The sequence below is a fragment of the Flavobacterium sharifuzzamanii genome (assembly GCF_003254585.1).
Lineage (GTDB): Bacteria > Bacteroidota > Bacteroidia > Flavobacteriales > Flavobacteriaceae > Flavobacterium > Flavobacterium sharifuzzamanii.
This window is the reverse complement of record NZ_QJGZ01000041.1, coordinates 87488-110620: the sequence shown is the minus strand read 5'-3', so window position 1 is coordinate 110620 and position 23133 is coordinate 87488. Positions and strand designations below refer to the sequence as shown.

Here is a 23133-nt window from a genome sequence, read left to right as displayed (position 1 = left end):
AACAAAAAGTGGTGATTTGCTCATCACTTTTTTTTACATTTAATCTTGTTTGAGATTTCATTCAGAAATTTTTAAACCTCAAAACTAACTAGTTATGAAACCACAACTGTCTATTTTCTTTATTCTATTTTCTATTTTCTCAATAGGACAAACCAAAGTGAAAGACACCATAACACGAAGAGCGAATATAGGTTTTATTCAAAACGGAAATCAGGTCTCTTTTAAACCTGAAACTCCGCCTTTGATTCCGATTGCAGGTGCACCAAAACCAAGTTATTCTTATTTGTGGGAATTGGGAGACGGGCATTACAGCAAAGAAGCCGAACCTAAACACGTTTACAAAAACAAAGCAACTTACACCACAAGGCTTGCTGTAACGAATAATTACGATAACGGAAAACCTCCTGCAACTCGCCCGAAAAAAGTGGCTGTAAACGATATTACAGATACCAATTATAAAGACATTGCTTCTATTGCTGACCAAAACGGTTTTGCGATTATTAAAAACTGTGATCCTATTCCAGAACAGGAAATGGTAGTTGTAATGAGTTACCAAAATCTGGAGAATTATGTTTCTAGCGGAAAGCTTTATTTGTTTTACAATGAAAAGCAATTCAAACACAATAATTTCGAATTGAGCGATTTTAGAACGTATGCGGGCGAACGTGAAGTAAAAGAAAACTTGGTCGCTGCGGTTGATGATTTAAATGATTCAAATACTTTTCTGGCTTCCGCCGAAGGAAATCTTAAAACCAAAAAATATAGAAATACCACAACAGAAGAAGATTTGGATGCTTCGCTTTCAGATGCCCATAAAATCTATCACAATGTTTCTATTTTAGAATTTGATGATGCAAATCCGGGAGAAACACGAAATGTGTTTTATACTTTCAAAACAACTCCCGAAATGATAAAAGACACCAGTGCAACAGTTACGATGCGAGGAATTTTTGTCCCAAACAGAAGTTATAAAAACCATAAAGTGAAAAATCTAGAAATGGAAATCGTTACTTCTCACGATCCAAACAAAATGGGTTCTAACGGAAGTTTTATGAACTATAGATTAGTGCGTTTTAAAAGAGTAAATTTTAAAACACGTTTTCAGAATAATGGTGAAGGTCCAGCAAGAAAAATTCGTTTAGAAACCGATATTCCTGAAATGTTCGACAAAAAGACTTTTCAGATTGAAAGTATGTATCCAGAATGTCCTATTTGTCCAAAAGGCGAAGAACCAACTGTTAGCTGTCTCGATACGATCATCAAACAGAAACAGATTATTTTTACTTTTAAAAACATTTATCTGCCAGGAAGCGAACAGAAAAATGTTCATGAAAAAGATTCTACAAAAGGTTTTGTAAAATACTCGATGAAGTTTGGCGAAGATTTTCATAAGGTAAAAACCAAAAGCCGAACTGCCATTATTTTTGACAAAAACGAACCCATCATTACCAATTATGCCACTACCCGATTCTTGCCCGGAATTTCGATTGGTGCAAAAGCGGGTTATAATTTTTATTCTGATTTAGATAAATCGACGAGCTATTTTGTCGGTGCTACGCTTTCGCCCTTTAAATCATATCGTTTTTATTGGCAGGTAGAATGGGAAAATGCTTTAAACAAGTACGATAGTGAAGTAAATATCTCCGAAGAATTTAATACAAATGCCAACGGAACCAGACAATTGGTACGCACCACAACTGCAACCGAAAATAAAAATATCAATTGGGAAATTCCTGTTTTAATTCGCTACAATATTAATAATTATATTGGAGTTGGAGCGGGAATTCAAGCGAATGTAAATGTTTATTCGGAACAAAATCAGACAATCACAGTCGATACTTTTGAAGGCGATAAAGGAAACTTTTTAATCAGTTCTAATACGAGTTCAAATACGATAAAAAACAATTTCTCGGGCTTTAAAACTGGGCTTTTATTTGATTTGACAGCTGGTTTTGCCAGAATCGGACCAAGTTTGGGCGCGCGTTATGTGATTAATTTTGAACAGAATTTTAATTATTTTCAAGTTTATGGAATCTGGAAATTTTAGAGGTTATCCCGCAAAGATGCACAGAGGCTGCACAGAGATACACAAAGCATCTTTTGCCGCGAATTTCACTAATTTCCACTAATTTTAAGTAATGCGATTTTGAGTTTCGATTTGTGAAAATTCTTAAAATTCGTGGCAAAAACAATTTAATATGAACTTACATCACTTATATGGTTTTATTTTCCTTTTCCTGAGTCTGAATGTTTTCGGACAAAGTCAGGAAGATAAAATATATAATGCTGTGGATAGTTTTACTGCAAATCCTTCCGCGGAAGCGTTACAGAATTTAAGAAACATAGAAAGTGATTTCTGGAAAAGTGCAAAGCCTAAAACCAGAGATGAACTATTAGCAATTGTCATTCTAAACTGCAATAAAGCTTATTATGAAAATCAGTTTGGACAGAATTTGGATGCCGTAAAAAGCTATGAAAAAGCTTGGATGATTTATCAGAAAAACAAATTAAAAAACTATGATATTGTAGAATTCTGTCTCAAGCCTTTAGGCAATTTATACACTGTTTTGGGCGATTATGAAAATGCCGAAAATACAATCAAACAATATTATTTTATTGCCAATCAGCAGAAAAATAAGAGTCAAAAAACGGCCGCAATTCTCAATCTTTCCAATGTTTATCAAAATACGGGTAACGTTTATAAAGCGATAGATTTAATTGAAAAGACAATTCAGACCGAAAAACTTTCGAATAAAGAAAAAGCTCTTTTGCTGAATAATTTAGGAACAAACTACGTTTTATCTTCTAAAAAATTGGAAGCAGAAACTTCCTTTTTGAAAGCTGTTTCTCTTTTAAAAAATGATAAATCGCAAACTGAAACTTTAGCAAATGCATATCGAAATCTGGCACAGCTGAAAGTAAATGAAAATGATTTTACAAAAGCATCAGAATACTTCGAAAAAGCTAAAACGGAATTCAATAAAACGCCGAACAGAGAACCTAGAAAAATAGGACAGTTTTATTTTGAAGCTGCTTTTATTGCTTTCAGCGAAGGAAAATTAGCGGAAGCGCAAGAAAATATCACATTAATATTCAAAACTCTTCTCCCATCTTTTTCGAATTCCAAAAACCGACTGCCAAATCAGAATTCGCTTTATGCGGAAACCGTTTTATTAGATGCTTTAGATTTACAGGCTTTGATTTTTTTAGCTGAAAATCAGCCTAAAAATGCCTTGAAAAGTTTCGGACTTTCCTTTAAAATTGAAGAAATGATCCAATCTCTTTTGGTGTATGAAAATTCTAAAATTATAACGCAGGTCAGAAACCGAAACCGTACTGAAAAATGCATCGAAATCTATCTTTCTCTTTATCAAAAAGAGAGAAAAATGAGCTATTTGGAAAATGCTTTTCTGCTTTCGGAGCAAACAAAATCTATTGTTTTAAAGAATCATTTGAAAAACTTAGAAACAGTTTCAAGAGAGGAAAAATTGATTTTACAGCAATTGCAAAATTGGAATACTACAATTTTAAAAGAACAGCAAAAACTGGAATTGGCTAATATTTCGAAAATTAATGAAGCGGTTAAAAAGCAGAATGAATTGATGCTGCTTTTGAAAACAAAACAAAGTAAAACGGATTCAAAAAAGAGTTCTAGCTTTAATCTTTCTGGACTTTACACCAAATTAGAAAAAGACAATGCTATAGTAATAGAATACTTTTTTGGAGCTCACTGCATTTATAATTTTACTCTGGAAAATAAAAAAATCGCATTACATAAAATTGAAACTGAAAAGAATGCTTTTCCAGAATTACTTTCTTTTATTGGGCTTTTCAGAGATCCTTCGGCTATTGCAAATAATCCAAAAAAATACAATCAGTTGGGGAATAAGGTTTATAAAAAACTTCAAATTCCTACTAAGCAAAAGCATAAAAACTTAATTATAATTCCAGACGGTATTCTATCTTTTCTGCCTTTTGAAGCATTAATAAATGAAACATCCAATACTTCAAATTTCACAAAAATGCATTATCTGATTGATAAATTTGATGTTGCTTACAATAACTCTGCTGAATTATATCTTAATACTAATGCGCTTTCAAACAGTAAAAAGAGCATTTTGGGAATCTTTCCAATTTTTGCAAAAACCAATTATGAACTTCCTTTTTCAAAAAATGAATTGCAATCGATACAACATAATTTTAAAGGACAGTTTTTTGAAAATGAAAATGCCAGTTTTTCAAACTTTAAGAATAATTCAATTGGAAAATCAATTATTCACCTCAGCACACATGCCTCTTCAGGCGATTTTGAAATTCCAGCCAGCATTAAATTTTATGATCAGGAAGTCTTATTTTCTGAATTGTACAATTTAAAACTGAATCCCGATTTAGTGGTTCTGAGCGCCTGCGAAACCGGAATTGGAAAATTGTATAAAGGCGAAGGCGCTATGAGTGTTGCTAGAGGTTTTCAGTTTGCAGGAGCGCAGAATCTTTTGTTCTCGTTATGGAATGTCAACGACTATACGACTTCAGTCTTTATGGATTATTTTTATAAAGATCTTAAGCATAATTCCTCTTTTGTAAAGGCAACCGCAAATGCAAAAAGAGAGTTTTTAAAAGATGAAAATATTCCAAACGCAAAAAAATCACCTTATTACTGGAGTGCTTTTGTATATTATGGAACTCTCGAAAAACCTGAAAAAGAAACCAATTATATCTTATATATCATTAGTTTTTTGGCGGTAATTGGCTTATTTTTGGGTTTCAATCATTACAGAAATGGAAAATCTTCACGAAATTCTCAAAATAGAGAAGTACAAAAAAATAAAATTTAAAATAACCAAAACACAGCATTTACAGATAAAAGCCAAAATTAATGGCATTTCTGGCAATTTCATTTTAGATACGGGCGCATCAAACACTTGTGTGGGTTTTGAGAGCATTGAACGTTTTGAACTTTCTGCAAAAAACTCTAAAACAAAAGCTTCAGGAGCGGGAGGTACTGGAATGACAACTCAGATTTCATCTAAAAACAAACTGCAATTGGGAAGCTGGAAAAATAAAGATTTCAATATCGTAATTTTTGATCTTTCACACGTAAATGAAGCTTTAGAATCTTTTAAAGCAAAAGCTGTTCACGGCATTATTGGTGCTGATGTTCTACTGGAAGGAAAAGCGATTATTGACTATTTTAACCATTATTTGTATTTAAAGTAGGACTTTAAAAAAACGCATTTTTTTACGGGAAACCGTAATTTTAACAATATTTGTACTATAATATTCAAAGGCTAGGTTTTTTATTATATTTGTTGCGCTATTTTAACAAATCTATACTTATGAAAAAAACTCTACTTTGTTTTCTTTTTTTATTGCCTACTATATTTTTTGCACAGATTAGCCCTCTTTCGGGATGTCAAACATATCCTATATTTAATTTAACGACTCGAAATGCTGAATTAATCGGTAACTTAAATCCTAACGAAACTACAGTAAGTTACCATTTAAGTCTTAATGACGCTGATACTAATACAAGTCCAATTCAAGATCCAACTGCCTTTGTATCGCCTCAATCACAAACAGTTTATGCGAGAATAAACAATAAAGGCACTATTACAACAAATTTCTTTCAATTAATCTTCTATCCTACTGAGCAGATTGTGGCTTTAACAATAAATCCTGACTGTAATGAACCTCGAACAAGAATTCAATTAGTTTCAGTTCTGCCAGGCGCGAGTCAAAATTTTAGCTATTCGTTAGATTATGGACAGACATATCTTGCTAACAGGCAATTTTATCTAGAGCCTGGCGATTACACTATTCTAATAAAAGATTCTTACAATTGTAAAACTGACATTCCTGTTTTTGTTCAGGTTAAACCTTATATACCTTTAAAAGCAAATGCAATTGTAACTGAAGGGGTTAACTGTGGAGATAAAGACATTGTTACAATTACAGGAATTGGAGGAACATCTGTTTATACTTACTCTTTTGACGGTACAAATTATTCCAATTCAAATACTTCAAGCGAATTAAAAGCGGGAACTCAAACTGTGTATGTAAAAGATCAAATGGGATGTACTGCTTCAACAACAGTTACGGTCAATCAATATAAATCTACTTTATCTTTAACTGCTGATATAACTCCTGCAACTTGCAGTGCTAAAGGTTCCATTACAATTAAAGCACAAGGAGGAAAATCGCCTTATATGTTCTCCATAGAAGGAACATCCTATGTGTCTAACCAAACAAGCAATTATGTTTTTACCAATTTAGAACCCGGCGAGTACCCTTTAAGTATAAAAGATGATAATGGCTGTATTAGTAATTTAATTTGTGTTATTAATCAATATAAACCATTAGCTTTAGATATTGTCAAGAAAGATGCAATTTGTCCTTACTCATCAGAAGGATCAATTCAAGTAAATGTAACAGGCGGTATTTTTCCGTACAAATATTTACTTAGAAATGCTGCTGGCACCGCACTAAAAAACCAACAATCGTCTAATATTTTTGAGTATTTAAGCGCTGGAGATTATACTGTTGATGTTACCGATGGTGCTAATTGCAGTATAAAATCATCGCTTATTCATATAAGTCAGCCTTCTCCATTAGTTGTAACAGCAAGTATTGAAAATCAAACAATAACTATAAATGCTACTGGAGGAAATGGCAATTATTTATATCAGATGGATTCTTTTGATCGAAAATCTAATAATGTGTTCACAAACGTAAGTTATGGAGATCATGAAGTGATGGCCATCGATGAAAAAGGATGCATAACATTGCTGTTTATAACGGTCAATCCGCCAGCGCCTTTAATAGATGGTAAAAAAGAAATGGTTTTAGAATTTAAATCTGGGCAAACTTTAGGCGATCTTGTTATTAATGGTCAAAACATTAAATGGTACAGTAGACCCGGAACTTCTCCAACCGGAAAAACAAGTAAAGTTGCCATAGAACCCTCTTTACCATTGTCTACGGTTTTGGTTGATGGCGTAACGTATTATGCCTCACAAACAATAAACGGAATCGAGAGTAAAGAACGTCTTGCTGTAACGGCTAAATTAAACAGTTCGCTTTCTACTCCAGATTTTGATTTGACTGAATTTCAGTTTTATCCTAATCCTGTGAAAAATATTTTATCAATCAAAAACAAAACAGTTATTGAAAACATTCAGATTTTCTCTGTTTCAGGACAATCTATTTTATTTCAAAAAGTAAATAATACGCATAGTGAAATTGATTTAAGCAATCTCATAAAAGGAATGTACATTCTAAATATAAAATCAGACGGAAAAGAAAAAGCACTGAAATTTATTAAAGAATAAAACTTCATCACAAAAAAGCCTTCATATTTAATTTATGAAGGCTTTTTTTATTTTAAAATATATCTTTTACTATTCCATTTCTGTTTTCGGAACTGCATGTTTTTTCAACGAAAAATAAGCTACAACTGTACTCAGCAACATTAAAACTCCTCCTAAAATAAAAGGCGCTCCTGCAAATTTAAAAGGCGCATCGTCATGAGTGAAAAAGTAAAATGTATTGGCCATCATTGGCGGACCAATAATTGAAGAAGCGCTCATTAAACTAGTTAAAGTTCCTTGAATTTCTCCTTGTTCGCTTGGTGCTACTTTACTCGCTACAACAGATTGCAATGCTGGGCCAGCAATTCCGCCAAGGCAATACGGAATTAGGAAGACAAACATCATCCAGCTTTCTGTTGCAAAAGCAAACAAGAGCATTCCGATTGTATATAAAGCTAAACCAATGTAAATGCTTTTCTCATTTCCAATTTTCGGGTTGATGTAACGAACTAATCCTCCTTGTACCACTCCAACCAATAAACCGATTATTCCTAACGAGATTCCGATCATTCTTTCATCCCAATTGAATTGATAAATGGTGAAGAAACTCCAGTTGCTTTGTACAGCATGAGAACCAACATAAAGTAAAAAGATAGCAACAATTAATCCGATTAGTGTTGGATGTTTTCTTAATCCTAAAATAGCTCCAATTGGATTGGCACGTTTCCAGTCAAAAGGTCTGCGGTTTTCTTTTTTAAGTGATTCTGGCAGAATGAAAAATCCGTAAAGGAAATTCAGCATACACAAAACTGCTGCTGCATAAAAAGGAACTCTAGATCCGTATTGACCTAAAAGTCCACCAATAACTGGTCCGATGATAAAACCTAATCCGAAAGCTGCACCTACTAAACCAAAGTTTTTAGCTCTGTTTTCGGGCGTACTAACATCGGCTATATAAGCTGATGCAGTTGTAATACTGGCACCGGTAACTCCAGCGATAATTCTTCCGATGAAAAGCCAGATAATAGTTGGTGAAAATGCTAATAAAAGATAATCTAATGAAAATCCCAAAAGGGAAATCAAGATAATTGGTCTTCTTCCGAATTTATCGCTCAAATTTCCAATAACGGGAGCAAATACAAACTGAGTTATCGCATACGCGAAAGTTAACCAGCCGCCAATTTTTGCCGCTTCGCTGATGTCTCCATGAATCAATTCTTCGATTAATTTTGGTATTACAGGAATAATAATTCCCCATCCTGTAATGTCTATTAACATGGTTATAAAAATAAAACCAATTGCTGCTGACTTATCTTTTTGTAGCATAATATTTTTTGTAAGGTGATGCAAATAAACGAAAAAGCTGACATTTTTTAATACGATCTTTTTAATTCGGGATAAAAAAAATCCCAAATTCCAATTTGAAAAATTTGGTGCTGAATTATTAAAAACTGGTATATTTTTTCACGCAGATTTAAAAAAGATTTAAGCAGATAAACGCAGATTTTTTTAAATAAATCTGCTGAAATATTCATCATTTTATCAATATAGCACGTAGTTTCAACCACGGGTATACAATGCATATAAATACGTCTCCCGTGGTTGAAACCACGGGCTATATTCTAATACTAATAAAAAAATCCCAAATTCCAATTTGAAGGAATCTGGGATTTTTATGGTGAAATTCCGAATTCGGGCTCGGAATTTCACTATCAAAAATTAAAACTATTAATGGGTGTGTTTAGGATTAAAACCATCTTCACTTAATTCTGTTGGTGTATAATCAGCATGCATTTCTGCTTCATAGTCGATTTTTTCACCTTTAGAGAATTTTCTAATGATTTTCTCCATAATATCATAGATTACAGGAACCACGATTAACGTAAGGAATAATGAAGAAATCAAACCTCCAATAATTACCCATGCCAATCCATTTTTCCATTCTGCTCCTGCTCCAGATGCTAATGCAATTGGGAACATACCAAATACCATCGCAATCGTCGTCATCAAGATCGGACGTAAACGAGCGTGGTTTGCTTGGATCAAGGCATTTCTGATAGATTCTCCAGCTGCTCTACGCTGATTGGTATAATCGACAAGCATGATCGCATTCTTACACACAAGACCAATCAACATAATTACCCCTAAGATGGTAAAAATATTTAAGGTATTGTTTGTTAGTGCCAGTGCAAATAAAACTCCAATGAACGAAAGTGGGATAGCAAATAATACGACAAACGGGTGAACGAAACTGTCATATAATCCAACCATTACAAGGTAAACCAAAATAATAGCGGCTAATAATGCGATTCCTAAAGTACCAAATCCTTCTGATTGATTCTCTTGGTCACCACCCCAGATGTAATTTACTCCTGTTGGTTTTTGCAATTTATCTAATTTCGCCTGCCATTGCTGAACGATTGTTCCCGCTGGAACCCCAACGTTCTGACCTTGTACGGTTACAGAAGCTGTTTTATCTCTACGCTCTAATTTACTTGGTCCAGAACCTTCTGTAATTGTTGCGAATTGGTTTAATTTAATCTGCTGACCTGCATTGTTGATGAAAATCAAATTACTAACGTCTGTGATGTTTTTTCTATCAAATTCGTTGTATTTAATGTTGATGTCATATTCATATTCACCTGCTCTAAATTTACCGTCTGTATTACCACTATAAGCAGTCTGCATGGTTAAACCAACTGTTTGAAGTGTTAATCCTAAAGCGGCCATTTTATCTCTATCAACCTGAACGTTGATCTCAGGGTTTCCATCCTCAACTGTTAATTTAATCTCAGTTGTTCCAGGAATAGTACGTAATTCAGCTTCAGCAAGTTTAGCAAATTTCATGGCACTTTCTACGTTTGGACCTGTTACGATCAAACCTAAAGTTGCATCCTCAGCAGTACCCAAGATACCTACAGGAACTGTTTTTACTTTTGCTCCAACTAAAACTTTTTCTAGTTTACGTTTTACTTTTGCTGCATATACATTCGCGTCATCTGTACGATCTTTTTGATCGATCATTTTAACGTCAATCTCTGCTTTGTATGCTGTTGCCTGAGCTGCTCCTAAACCTTCACTGGTTTGACCAACTGTTGTAATCTGGCTGAAAACATATTTCTCTCCTTTTAAGAAAGCTTCTGCTTTTTGCGTCATAAAGTTTGTCTGCTCTAGCGAAGCGTCTTTTGGCATCTCAATTTGTACTAAGAACTCACCACTATCAGATGATGCGAAGAACTCCCCTCCAATATATCCGCCTCCCATTAACCAGAAGATTGTACCAAAGAACATTACAACAATAACAACCATTGTTTTAATGTAGTGATCTAAACACCAGTTTAATAAGTGAGATACCCAGTCAGTAAAACGAGTTAAGTAGCTCTCAAATCCAAGAATAATTTTTCCAAAAAGATTTTTACCTTCAATATGCTCTAGTTTTCCAAAACGAGAAGATAACCATGGAATAATTGTAAATGAAGCCAATAACGAGAACATTGTAGAAATAATTACCGTAACACAGAACTGTGTAATAATGTTCGATACTAATCCTGTACTCATTGCGATTGGCAAGAACACCACCACAATTACTAATGTAATCGAAGTTACGGTTGCACCAATTTCGGCAGTACCATCATAAGCGGCACGAATTCGGCTTTTACCCATCTCCATATGTCGATAAATATTCTCCAATACCACAATCGCGTCATCCACAAGAATACCTACAACAAGAGATAAACCAAGTAAAGACATTAAGTTAAGCGTGTAACCTAATAAATAAATTCCAATAAATGTTGCAATCAAAGATGCAGGAATAGATACCATTACGATCAATGAGTTTCTAATACTGTGCAAGAAGAACAACATTACAAATGCTACCAGAATAACTGCAATTAATAAATCGTGTACAACTGAATCTGCTGCTTCAAGAGTAAAGACAGTACTATCTTTTGCTACTTCTAATTTTAATTGAGCCGATTTGTAATCGTTCTCTAAAGTTTTAATTGTTTTAATCAATTGCTCACTTACCGCTACGGCATTGGCATCTGATTGTTTTACAATTTGAAGTACAATTGCACTTTTTTGATCTACACGCGCAATTTTCTCTGCGATTTTTTGTGTATCCTGAACATCTGCAATTTCTCCCAAACGAATTTGAATTCCGTTTTGAGAAGAAACTACTAAGTTTCTTAATTCATCAACATTTTTATATTTACCCGCTAAACGGATTAAGATTTTTTGGTTACGAGTTTGAATGTTACCCGTTGGGAAATCTAAGTTAGAACTTAAAATTGTCTGCTGAACTTGCGGAACAGAAAGTCCGTAACCTTGCATTTTTACTGCATCAAGATTCACCTGAATCTCACGCTCTTGACCACCAATAATGTTTACCTGAGCAACCCCTTGTACACGAGATAAAACTGGGGCAATCTTTTTATCGATCAAATCATAAAACGCTGCTTCGTCCATTTTACCATTCGCACCAAGCGTCATAATTGGTAAATCACTCAAAGAGAATTTAGTCAATGACGGCGGATCTGCATCATCTGGTAAGTCACTCAAAATCGCATTGATTTTACGCTGAGCATCATTCATCGAAATATCAACATTCGCGTTTGAAGTCAATGTGATCGATACAATCGAAAGACTCTCGTAAGATTTCGAATCGATTTTCTTAATATTTTCAAGAGATGCAATCGCATCTTCAATTTTCTTTGTTACTGTATTTTCAACCTCACTCGGAGAAGCTCCAGGATATACAGTTGAAACCGTAATTACGTTGGTTTCGAATTTTGGGATCAGCTCGTAGCCTAACTGGCTGTAACTGAACAATCCACCTAGTGTCAGAATTGTAAACAATACAATTACTAACGACGGACGTTTTATGGATATTTCGGCTAATTTCATATATTTTGTTTTAGGCTATAGGCTATACGCTGTAGGCTTTAGGCTTTTTTGAAAGGCTTAAAGCTTATGGCTTACGGCTTAAAGCGGTACAATTATTTAATAATTTCTACTGTATTTCCGTCTTGTAAGTTGATTTGACCCGTAACAATTACAGTTTCTCCGTCATTTAAACCATTAATGATTTCAACTTTATCTCCTAAAATTCTTCCTGCTACTACTTTTCTTAATTTAGCAACACCGTTTTCTACAACAAAAATTTCATTACTGCTCACACTACCAACAAATGCATTTCTAGGAACCACTTTCAAGTTTTGTTTTTGGCTCTTAGCACCAAAGTTTGCCGTTCCGTACATACCTGCTTTTAAGTCGTTGTTAGCATTGTTTGTAATTTCAATTTCTACAGGGAAATTTAAAGAAGCATCTGCTTTTGCAGCGATGAAAGTAATTTTTCCGCTAAATGATTTATCAGGATAAACACTCGCTGTAATGTCTACAGTTTGTCCTAATTTTAAACTAGCAACTTGAGTTTCGTTTACTGTAACAGTCAATTTTAATTTAGAAACATTTACAATATCAAATAAAGCAGTTGCAGGCATTCCAGCTAAAATAGATCCTGGTTCGATGTATTTTTTATTGATGTATCCATTAATTGGAGCTTTTACTCTTGTATCTCCAACATTAATTTTAGCTTGAGTATAGTTAGATTGAGCATTAGTTAAAGCCAATTTTGCTTGATCTAATTGCTGTTTTGTAACACCGCCAGTTTTAAAAGCGTTTTCATATCTAGCATAATCAGATTTTGCATTTTGATATGCTGCTTCAGCTGCTTGAGCGTTTACATTGATAACATCACCTCTTACTGTTAAAAGAGTTTGACCTACTCTTACATAGTCACCTTCTTTAACTAAAACACTAATTACTTTTCCAGATTTTTCAGCAGAGAAAGTCAACTCCTGAATTGGTGCGAAGTTTCCGTTTGCAGTAAAACCTAAGTTAACATCTTCTGTTTTTACTGTAGCCACTTTTACAGAAACTGCTGCGTTTTTTTCTGCTACAATTGCAGTTTTCGCTTCGTTTTCTGCTTTGTTCTTATTTAAAATGTAGCTAACTCCAAAAAAAGCTACAATTATGATTACGAGTGTTATTATTATTTTCTTCATTGTAATAATTTATTATTTAGTAAGAGATTTAAGTTCGCCTTTCGATTTGATTAGAGATATTTCGGCAATTTTATAATTTAAAACTGCTCTTGTAAAATTATTTTGAGCTTCAAGCGATGCGTTTTCTGCATCAAGCAAATCGGTTAAAGATGCTAAACCTTGAAGGTAATTGTTTTTGGTATTTCCTAAGATTTCTAACGCCAAACGCATATTTTCTCTCTGATTTTCAATAGTAACAAGATTATTATTAATCTGTGTCATTGCGTTTCTATAATCTAAATCAAGAGAAAGTTTTGTGTCTTTGATGTCTTCTTGCAACTCTCTGATTTGAACATCAGCCTGTCTTACTTTTGCACGAGTTCCGAAACCTGTAAAAATTGGCACATGTAAGTTTAAAGCAATAGCTGAGAAATCTGACCAATACACTCCTTTTTCTGGTTTTGCAAACCAAGGCATTTCAGGTCCTTGTCCGATATAATTGTAACCTGCAGACAATGAAAGCGTAGGATAATAACCTGCTTCAACCGCTTTTTTATTGAATACTAAAAGTTCTTCTTGTTTCTTCAAAAGCAAATATTCTGTTCTGTTTTCAATATTTGGCTCTTGCGTTAAAGCAGCTGGCACAACTTCAAATTCTTCTTTTGGCATAACGATTTGAGTTTCGATAGGCATACCCATATAAAACTTTAATGCATTTTCCTGTAATTCGATTTGATTTTTAACCTGCTGACGATCTGTATCAATGTTAGACATTTTTACGATAATACGATCCAAGTCAATTTTTTTAGCCAAACCATTATTAAATTGACCTTGAACGATGTCGCGAACTTTTTGTGTATTTACATAATTACTATCTAATAGAATAAGTCTTTCTCTTTGCACATAAACTGAATAGTAGTTATTTGCAACTCTTTCAATAACTTGCTCTTCTGTTAATTGATCATTTATTTGATAAAACTCACGAGTCGTTTTTGCAGCTCTTAAACCTGTAAAAACAGATTGATCAAATAATGCTTGAGTTAAAGAAATCCCTCCTGTTGAAGTCCATTTCTGTCCAAATGCAGCCTGAATTGTAGTTCCTGGCGCGCCAAATGCAGCTCCATCAATAACTGTTGTCTGAATTACCGGATTGTACGTTAAACTTCCGTTTGCACTAATTTGTGGCAAAGCTCTCGAACGTATTTCCTGAATCTGATACTCACTATTCTCTACCTGAAGCTTTGCTTTTTTAGCATCAGCTTTATTCTGAAGCGCATAATTGACCGCGTCTTTCAGGGTTAAAGTGGTTTGCGCGTTGGCAGTCAAGCCAATGGTGCACAAAAATATAAGAAGGATTCTTTTCATAAGTAGTTAAATATTTATTTTTTAAATTTTGAGATAGTATCGCCATTTTCCATCCTCACTCAGAATAATGACGATTGAATATATTTGGATGAATTAATTATTTATTCTTTTTAGCTGCTTTTCTAGTTCCTCTACTCCTTTTAAAGTTGCCATTGCGCGAGTATGATATTCTAAGGCTTCAAGCTCAATTCTTTGTGCTTCGCTTTCAGAAACGGTATTTTCGTTTATATGAAAGACCAGTGTATAATAAAACTTTACATAAACCTCTATATTCAAATCGCTTCTATATAGACCTTCACGAATTCCCTTTTCAATATTTTCTCTAAACATCTGTGTACATTGATCAATTTCAAATGAAAGAATATTTTGATAAATCTCAGGGTAATGCTTTTTGAGCTGATAAATTGGCGAAGTATCAATGTTATTTTTAAACATGTCGCGGAACATTTCTCTAATCTCAAAATTTTCATGAATAGCATTAAAGTTCTTTGCTATAATGGTATCCATGATTTCGTGTACCTGGCCATGAACCAGCGAAGTGCTCTCCTCAATTAAAACTTCTTTATTGCAGAAATACTTGTAAATCGTTTTTTTTGAAATACACATTTCGCCCGCAATATCGTCCATTGTAACACTCTTAAAACCAAGCTTTAAAAACAACTCGCTTGCTTTTGCTATAATCTTCTCTTTCATTTTAAATTCTCGATTGCATCACAAATATACTTTGGAAACTAAAATTAAAAAAATAGTTTCCTGTTTATTTGTAATAATTTTACATCAAATTATTGATTTGGTAAGATTTATATGCTAAATTCTAAATTTGCTATAAGTTTAATGTCTTTACCTAAAGCAGCACCCGAAGCGTGGTTGAAAGAACTGTAATCTAAACCAAAGTCTTCACGTTTGATATTTCCTTTGATTTCAAAAGCCACTTTCTTTTCTCCGTTATAAATATTTTCTCCTAGAAACTCAGCATCCAACTCAACTACTCTTGTAATATCTTTTATAGTTAAATCTCCTTTGAAAAAATTGATGTTCTGATTTACTTTTTGAAACGATGTCGATTTGAAACTGATAATTGGATGCTCATCTTCTTCAAAAAAATCCTGAAGCTGTAAATAAGCATCTATAGATTGGAAACTTTCATTTTTGTTATTGATGTCTAATGAGAATTCGACAGAAGCATCTTCAATCTCATTATCTTCAATATTTACATACCCATCAAATTTATTTGAGTCTCCTCCCAAATAAGCAGTTCTTGATCGTCTCATTTTCAATAAAACATCTGATTGGCTAGAATCTAAGGTCCATTTTGTTTTCATAAATAGCTGATTTAATTGATTTTAAGAATCATTAAAACTCTTCATGGAAACTTTTACAGTGTTCTTAGTTTCCATTTTATCGCTGCAAATATAGACAGGAAACTCTGAATACCAAAAAAGTTTCCAAGTTTTTTATAAAAATTTTTAACATCTTAGAAATGAGACGGATTAAAAGCCTGTTTAAAGCGATTCATACGCTTTTAACATTTCATCCTTAGAAATTCATATTTGAATTGTATCTTTGAGCCGCGAAATCAGAATTTATTATGCACGATATAAGTCAGTACCAAGATTTTTTCATCAATTATCTAAAAAGCCAAAACATACATAAAGAGCCTAAAAATCTTTACGAACCAATAGAATACATTTTAGGACTTGGAGGAAAACGCATTCGTCCAGTTTTAACTTTAATGGCGGCAGAGGTTTTTGATACTGATTATTCGATTGCACTTCCGGCAGCAATGGCGGTTGAAGTTTTTCATAACTTTTCGCTAGTTCATGATGATATTATGGACGATGCTCCATTAAGAAGAGGACAGATTACTGTGCATGAAAAATGGGATCTGAACACTGGGATTCTTTCTGGAGATGCGATGCTTATTTTGGCGTATCAATATTTTGAACAATATGAGCCTGTTGTTTTTAGAAACCTTGCTAAATTATTCAGCAAAACAGCGCTTGAAGTTTGCGAAGGACAACAGTGGGATGTAGATTTTGAAACTCGTAAAGATGTTACGATTCCTCAATATCTTAAAATGATCGAATATAAAACAGCTGTTTTGGTTGCGGCTGCCATGAAAATGGGCGCAATTGTTGCTAAAACTTCTGAAAAAGAAGCAGATTTAATTTATGATTTCGGACTAAATTTAGGATTAGCTTTCCAACTTCAAGACGATTATCTCGATGCTTTTGGAGATCCTGAAACTTTCGGGAAACAAGTTGGTGGCGATATTATAGAAAACAAAAAAACGTATTTATATCTAAAAGCTTTAGAGTTTTCTACTGAGGAAAAAGCTTCTGAATTAGAAAAATTATTCACGTTACAATTAGAAGATAATTCAGAAAAAATAGAAACGGCAAAAACTATTTTCAACGAATCTGGAGCATCACGCGCCACGCAAGAAGCTATCGAAATGTACACTTTTAAAGCTTTTGAAACGTTAGAAAAAATGGATATTAATTCTGAAAAAAAAGGTATTCTAAGAACATTTGGCGAGAATTTAATGGGGCGTAAAGTTTAGTATTCAGGAAAAAATCTACAATCATAAATCAGCAATCTAAAATCTAAAATCACATGTTTGTAGCACCAGTAAATACCGAATCATTATTAGCGCAAGCGCAAGCAGAGACTTTATACCTTAGTCTTATTGAACAGCTTAATAAAGATTTTAATTTAGCGAATGAAGGAATCGATTTTCCGTTAAGCATTTCTCCAAATGAATTAAAAATTCAGCTTCACGAAAAAGTTTACAGAATGATTCAGTACAAATTTGCTGAATATCTCAACCTACTTTATATCATTGACGTTCCCGAAAACGAAATCAAACAATTGGATGGTTCAGATTTAGTCATTCTAGCTGAACAAGTTGCTTTCTTGATTTTAAAAAGAGAATGGCAGAAAGTTTGGTTTCGAAATTACTACAAATAAGGTTCTAAGGTACTGAGATGCTAAGATTCTAAGATTTTTTCTCATTGGGACGAACGATATTATGCAATTTATCTAATTCCTCAAAAAGCCCAAAATACTGGGTATCAATTTTACTTCCAATAATTTGGAAACGGCCACATTTGAAGCAAATTTTTGCTATTCCAATCGTTTTTTGTTTCTTTTTAAAAATAAAGATATCACGATACTCAGGAACACATGCATAAGCACTCATTTGCAAAGAATCCTTCTCACTGAATACATTTTCAATTTCTTTTTGCTGTTTAATTGTAAGATTAGATTTCTTATAATTATGACTTAACAAAGTTTCTTCAAAATTCTTTTTAGGAACACTATCAGGAAAATATCCCATAAATAAACCTTCGAACTCCTTCTCTTTTTTTGATTTTTTACTTTCTCCTCCAGAAATAATTATACTATCAAGAGTATAGTTCACAAAATAATGATCAATTTTATCTGCATCAAAAAAAGGTCGTAATTCTTTCTTTACAACCTTCTCTTTATTAATATCCGCTTTCTTAGAATTATTACAACTTAAAAGTACAATTGCTGTAATTATAAAAATAACTTTCTTCAAATTTCTGTATTTAAAAAACTTAGAACCTTAGCACCTTTAAAAATAAACCCTCACAAAAGGCATAAATCCAGAGCCATAAAGACTTTTATTTGGATCATATAGAACATCATAACGTGCTCCAATAGTCACATTTCCTGTTCTGTAACCTGCTCCTAAATATAAGGCCGTATTCCAATAAGAATCGGAAAAACCTGGGTGATAATAATTGTCTTCGTAGTCGGTATCGACCTTAACTTGTTCCAATTCTGCAGATAATTGTAGTTGTGGAATCGGGTTTACGAGTACAATCCCGCTTCCTCCCCAAACAAACGATTCATAATAATCTCTTTGATATAAATAACCAAATTGCAATCCAACACCGACTGCGACAATTTCGTTGACATTATAAATGGCGCTCGGCATAACCGAGATATTGGTGTAACCAGATCCGAAACCCAATCCGAGTCCTCCACCAAATTGAACTTTGTCCCAAAAATGATTACTGTTGTCAATGACATATTTTTGTTGTGCAATACTATAACTTGAAAACAAGACCGCCAAAATCACAAAAAAATATCTGAAATCGATTGAAGATTGAATTTTATTCATAGTTAACGTTTATTTTAACAAATTTTTACGTAAAAGTACGTAAAAAAAAGATTTAAATAAATGCGATTGTTGTACTTTTGCCTTTCTATATAACAAAAAAGTATATTCACTCATATTATGGATAGGTTTTCATTTTTAAACGCAGCGCATACTGAGTTTTTTGCACAATTATACGATCAATATTTAGTTAACCCAGACAGCGTAGAGCCTAGCTGGAGAAGTTTCTTTCAAGGTTTTGACTTTGGACAAACGACTTATAATGACGAAAATCCTGTGCAAACGATCGTTGAGTACGTGACTAGCGATAACACAGATTACAGTCAGATTTCTGAAAAACTAAAGAAAGAATTTAATGTTCTTAAATTAATTGACGGATACCGTACGCGCGGGCATTTATTCACGAAAACAAATCCTGTTCGTGACCGTAGAACTTCATCTCCAACTTTGGATATCGAGAACTTCGGATTATCTACAGCAGATCTTTCAACTGTTTTTGATGCAGCTCAAACAATCGGAATGGCGCCGTCTTCATTGCAAGATATCGTAAATCGTCTAAAAGCTATTTACTGCCAGCATATCGGTATTGAGTACATGTACATTAGAAACCCTAATGTAGTAAAATGGATTCAGGATAAATTATCTGTAAATACAAATCAGCCAAACTTCTCTTCTGACGAAAAGAAAACAATCTTAAATAAACTAAACGAAGCTGTTTCTTTCGAGAATTTCCTTCATACTAAATATGTTGGACAAAAACGTTTCTCATTAGAAGGTGGAGAATCCATCATCCCAGCTTTAGATGCTTTGATCGAGCAAGCTGCAGAAAAAGGTGTTGAACAATTCGTAATGGGAATGGCTCACCGTGGTCGTTTGAACGTTTTGGCAAACATTTTCGGAAAGTCTACTCAAGATATCTTTGGTGAGTTTGACGGTAAAGATTACGATCAAGAATATTTTGATGGTGACGTAAAATACCACTTAGGTCTTACCGCTGACAGAAAAACAAGATCTGGAAAAAGCATCAACATCAATTTAGCACCAAACCCTTCTCACTTAGAGACTGTTGGAGCTGTTATTGAAGGTATAACAAGAGCAAAACAAGAAAGACATTTCCCAGAAAATATTTCAAAAGTATTGCCAATCGCTGTTCACGGTGATGCCGCTATCGCTGGTCAAGGTATTTTGTATGAAATCATTCAAATGTCTTTATTGGATGGATACAAAACTGGTGGTACAATTCATATCGTAATTAACAACCAAGTTGGATTTACAACAAACTACTTAGATGCTCGTTCTTCTACTTACTGTACAGACGTTGCCAAAGTAACGCTTTCTCCAGTATTACACGTAAATGCTGACGATGCTGAAGCTGTTGTTCACGCTGTATCTTTTGCATTAGATTACAGAATGCAGTTTGGACGTGACGTATTTATCGACTTATTAGGATATAGAAAATACGGACACAACGAAGGTGATGAGCCACGTTTCACTCAGCCTGTTTTATATAAAATCATTGCTAAACATAAAAACCCAAGAGATATCTACGCAGAGAAATTACTTTCTGACGGTGTAATCGATGCTTCTTATGTAAATGCTTTAGAAAAACAATACAAATCTCAATTGGAGGAGAACTTAGAAGCTTCTCGTAAAAAAGATTTGACTATCATTACTCCATTCATGAAAAACGAATGGGAAGGTTTTGTACAAGTTACAGACACGCAAATGCTTCAAAAAGTTGATACTTCTTATCCAAAAGAAAAATTAACTCAGATTGCAAATGCTATTTCTAATTTACCTGAAGACAAAAAATTCATCAGTAAAATTCAAAAATTAATCAACGACAGAAAAACAATGTTCTTCGAAACTAATCTTTTAGATTGGGGAATGGCAGAGCATTTAGCATACGGATCTTTATTACAAGAAGGTTTTGATGTTCGTATTTCTGGACAAGACGTAGAAAGAGGAACTTTCTCTCACCGTCACGCTGTAGTTAAAGTTGAAGATTCTGAAGAAGAAGTAATCTTAATCAATAGCCTTGAAGACAAAAAAGGAAACTTTAATGTTTACAACTCTCACTTATCTGAGTATGGAGTTTTAGGTTTTGATTACGGATACGCATTAGCAAGTCCAAAAGCTTTAACAATCTGGGAAGCACAATTTGGAGATTTCTCTAACGGAGCTCAAATTATGATTGACCAATATATTTCTTGTGGTGAAGATAAATGGAACAACCAAAACGGTATCGTTCTTTTATTACCTCACGGATACGAAGGACAAGGTGCTGAGCACTCTTCTGCAAGAATGGAGCGTTACTTACAGCTTTGCGCAAGACATAATATGTATGTTGCAGATTGTACAACTCCTGCTAACTTCTTCCACTTATTAAGAAGACAATTGAAAACGAATTTCCGTAAACCATTGGTTGTATTTACTCCAAAAAGTTTACTTCGTGACCCAAGATGTGTATCTCCAGTAGAAGATTTAGTAAACGGAAGTTTCCAAGAAACAATTGATGATACTACAGTAAACAAAAAAGATGTTAAAACATTAGTTTTCGTTACTGGTAAATTCTACTACGATATTACAGCAGAAAGAGAAAACAACGGAAGAAAAGACGTTGCGGTTGTTCGTATTGAGCAATTATTCCCTTTCCCTGTTGAGCAGATTAAAGAAATCATTGCAAAATATCCAAATGCTGATGATTACGTTTGGGCACAAGAAGAGCCTAAAAACATGGGAGCTTATAGCTTTATGTTAATGAACTTTGATCTTGTAAAATGGAGATTAGCTTCATTAAAAGCATACTCTGCTCCTGCATCTGGAAGTTACACACGTGCTAAACGCCGTCACGCAGATGCAATTAGAATGGTATTCGATAAAAATTTATTTAGATAATTAAAAAATAATTGTTTCAAGTTTCATGTTCCAAGTTTCAAGCGTAACAACCTGAAACTTGAAACTTGAAACCATAAAAACCTTAAACAAAAACAAGATGATTTTAGAAATGAAAGTCCCATCACCAGGGGAATCAATAAAAGAAGTTGAAATTGCAACTTGGTTAGTAAAAGACGGAGATTATGTAGAGAAAGATCAGGCTATTGCTGAAGTTGATTCAGATAAAGCTACTCTTGAATTGCCTGCTGAAATGAGCGGTGTAATTACACTAAAAGCTGAAGAAGGTGATACAGTTGCAGTAGGTGCTGTAGTTTGTTTAATTGATACAGATGCTGCTAAACCAGCAGGAAGTGCTCCAGCTGCACCAGCGGCAGAAGCTCCAAAATCTGAGGCTCCTAAGGCAGAAGTAAAAGCAGAAGCTCCAAAAGCTGAGCCAGTTCAAGCTCCAGCTGCTACAAGCTATGCAGCAGGAACTCCATCTCCAGCAGCAAGAAAAATATTAGACGAAAAAAATATTGCTCCAGCTTCTGTAACAGGAACTGGTAAAGGCGGAAGAATTACTAAAGATGATGCAGTAAACGCAGTACCTTCAATGGGAACTCCAACTGGTGGAAGCCGCGGAACTGAGCGTACAAAATTATCAATGTTACGTCGTAAAGTAGCAGAAAGATTAGTTTCAGCTAAAAATGAAACTGCTATGCTTACTACTTTCAACGAAGTAAACATGACGCCAATCAACCAAATTCGTAATGAATACAAAGATGCTTTCAAAGCTAAACATGGTGGTTTAGGTTTAGGTTTCATGTCATTCTTTACAAAAGCAGTTACAAGAGCTTTACAATTATACCCAGATGTTAACTCAATGATGGATGGTGACTACAAAATCGCTTACGATTTTGCTGATATCTCAATCGCAGTTTCTGGACCAAAAGGATTAATGGTTCCTGTTGTTCGTAACGCTGAACTTTTAACTTTCCGTGGAATTGAAGCTGAAATCAAAAGATTGGCTTTAAGAGCTCGTGATGGTCAAATTACAGTTGACGATATGACTGGAGGAACTTTCACAATCACTAATGGTGGTGTTTTCGGAAGTATGTTATCTACTCCAATCATCAACCCTCCTCAATCAGGAATCTTAGGAATGCACAACATCATTGAGCGTCCGATTGCTGTAAACGGAAAAGTTGAAATTCACCCAATGATGTATGTGGCTCTTTCTTACGATCACAGAATTATCGACGGACGTGAGTCTGTTGGTTTCTTAGTTGCTGTAAAAGAAGCTTTAGAAAACCCATTAGAATTATTAATGAATGGCGACGCTAAACGTGCTTTAGAGTTGTAATTTTTAAGTAATTTTCGACAATACAAA

General features: G+C 34.0%; 16 protein-coding genes. 8 read left to right on the top strand and 8 right to left on the bottom strand.

The window, feature by feature from the left end; all coding sequences use genetic code 11:
* Positions 1–94: 94 nt before the first annotated feature.
* The 4 genes from DMA14_RS17740 (at position 95) to DMA14_RS17725 (ending at position 7328) form a co-directional block, all read left to right on the top strand.
* Positions 95–2047: a PKD domain-containing protein gene (locus DMA14_RS17740; protein WP_111425915.1), complete on the top strand. Its 1953-nt coding sequence runs from the start codon at positions 95–97 to the stop codon at positions 2045–2047.
* Between the two features lie 151 nt (positions 2048–2198).
* Positions 2199–4835 (top strand): CHAT domain-containing protein, encoded by a 2637-nt coding sequence (locus DMA14_RS17735; protein WP_111425914.1) that lies wholly within the window; start codon positions 2199–2201, stop codon positions 4833–4835.
* Positions 4780–5217 (top strand): retropepsin-like aspartic protease, encoded by a 438-nt coding sequence (locus tag DMA14_RS17730; protein ID WP_111286215.1) that lies wholly within the window; start codon positions 4780–4782, stop codon positions 5215–5217. Before DMA14_RS17735 ends, DMA14_RS17730 begins: the two co-directional genes overlap by 56 nt.
* Positions 5218–5336: 119 nt before the next feature.
* Positions 5337–7328: a T9SS type A sorting domain-containing protein gene (locus DMA14_RS17725; protein ID WP_111425913.1), complete on the top strand. Its 1992-nt coding sequence runs from the start codon at positions 5337–5339 to the stop codon at positions 7326–7328.
* 69 nt (positions 7329–7397) lie between these two features.
* On the opposite strand, the gene DMA14_RS17720 is transcribed toward DMA14_RS17725, so the two are convergent.
* From DMA14_RS17720 to DMA14_RS17695, 6 genes are all read right to left on the bottom strand, one after another.
* Positions 7398–8720 (bottom strand): TCR/Tet family MFS transporter, encoded by a 1323-nt coding sequence (locus DMA14_RS17720; protein WP_111425912.1) that lies wholly within the window; start codon positions 8718–8720, stop codon positions 7398–7400.
* Between the two features lie 315 nt (positions 8721–9035).
* Entirely contained in the window at positions 9036–12212 is a 3177-nt protein-coding gene (locus DMA14_RS17715) for an efflux RND transporter permease subunit (protein WP_111425911.1), read from the bottom strand.
* A 92-nt stretch (positions 12213–12304) separates the two neighbouring features.
* Positions 12305–13372 (bottom strand): efflux RND transporter periplasmic adaptor subunit, encoded by a 1068-nt coding sequence (locus DMA14_RS17710; protein ID WP_111425910.1) that lies wholly within the window; start codon positions 13370–13372, stop codon positions 12305–12307.
* A gap of 12 nt (positions 13373–13384) precedes the next feature.
* On the bottom strand, positions 13385–14716 hold the full coding sequence (locus DMA14_RS17705; protein WP_111425909.1) for a TolC family protein: 1332 nt from the start codon (positions 14714–14716) through the stop codon (positions 13385–13387).
* Positions 14717–14809: 93 nt separating this feature from the next.
* Positions 14810–15409, bottom strand: a complete 600-nt coding sequence (locus tag DMA14_RS17700) for a TetR/AcrR family transcriptional regulator (protein ID WP_111378933.1) — start codon at positions 15407–15409, stop codon at positions 14810–14812.
* 107 nt (positions 15410–15516) lie between these two features.
* A complete protein-coding gene (locus tag DMA14_RS17695) occupies positions 15517–16038 on the bottom strand; it encodes a YceI family protein (RefSeq protein WP_111378932.1) in 522 nt (173 codons plus the stop codon).
* Positions 16039–16304: 266 nt separating this feature from the next.
* Here DMA14_RS17695 and DMA14_RS17690 point away from each other — a divergent pair, with 266 nt between their 5' ends.
* Positions 16305–17279, top strand: coding sequence for a polyprenyl synthetase family protein (locus tag DMA14_RS17690; RefSeq protein WP_111425908.1), 975 nt, complete (start codon positions 16305–16307; stop codon positions 17277–17279).
* Between the two features lie 53 nt (positions 17280–17332).
* Positions 17333–17686 carry a hypothetical protein gene (locus DMA14_RS17685; RefSeq protein WP_111425907.1) on the top strand — a complete coding sequence of 118 codons (354 nt, stop codon included), beginning with the start codon at positions 17333–17335 and terminating at the stop codon, positions 17684–17686.
* Between the two features lie 28 nt (positions 17687–17714).
* Here the strand turns inward: DMA14_RS17685 and DMA14_RS17680 are convergent, their stop codons facing one another.
* Both DMA14_RS17680 and DMA14_RS17675 read right to left on the bottom strand, forming a co-directional pair.
* Positions 17715–18281, bottom strand: a complete 567-nt coding sequence (locus DMA14_RS17680) for a hypothetical protein (RefSeq protein WP_111425906.1) — start codon at positions 18279–18281, stop codon at positions 17715–17717.
* Between the two features lie 36 nt (positions 18282–18317).
* On the bottom strand, positions 18318–18869 hold the full coding sequence (locus tag DMA14_RS17675; RefSeq protein WP_111425905.1) for a hypothetical protein: 552 nt from the start codon (positions 18867–18869) through the stop codon (positions 18318–18320).
* A gap of 117 nt (positions 18870–18986) precedes the next feature.
* On the opposite strand from DMA14_RS17675, the gene DMA14_RS17670 reads away from it, so the two are divergent.
* The gene (locus tag DMA14_RS17670) at positions 18987–21764 is read left to right on the top strand and encodes a 2-oxoglutarate dehydrogenase E1 component (protein WP_111378927.1); all 2778 of its coding nucleotides are present in this window, start codon (positions 18987–18989) and stop codon (positions 21762–21764) included.
* Positions 21765–21861: 97 nt separating this feature from the next.
* Entirely contained in the window at positions 21862–23106 is a 1245-nt protein-coding gene (gene odhB / locus DMA14_RS17665; protein WP_111425904.1) for a 2-oxoglutarate dehydrogenase complex dihydrolipoyllysine-residue succinyltransferase, read from the top strand.
* Positions 23107–23133 lie beyond the last annotated feature (27 nt).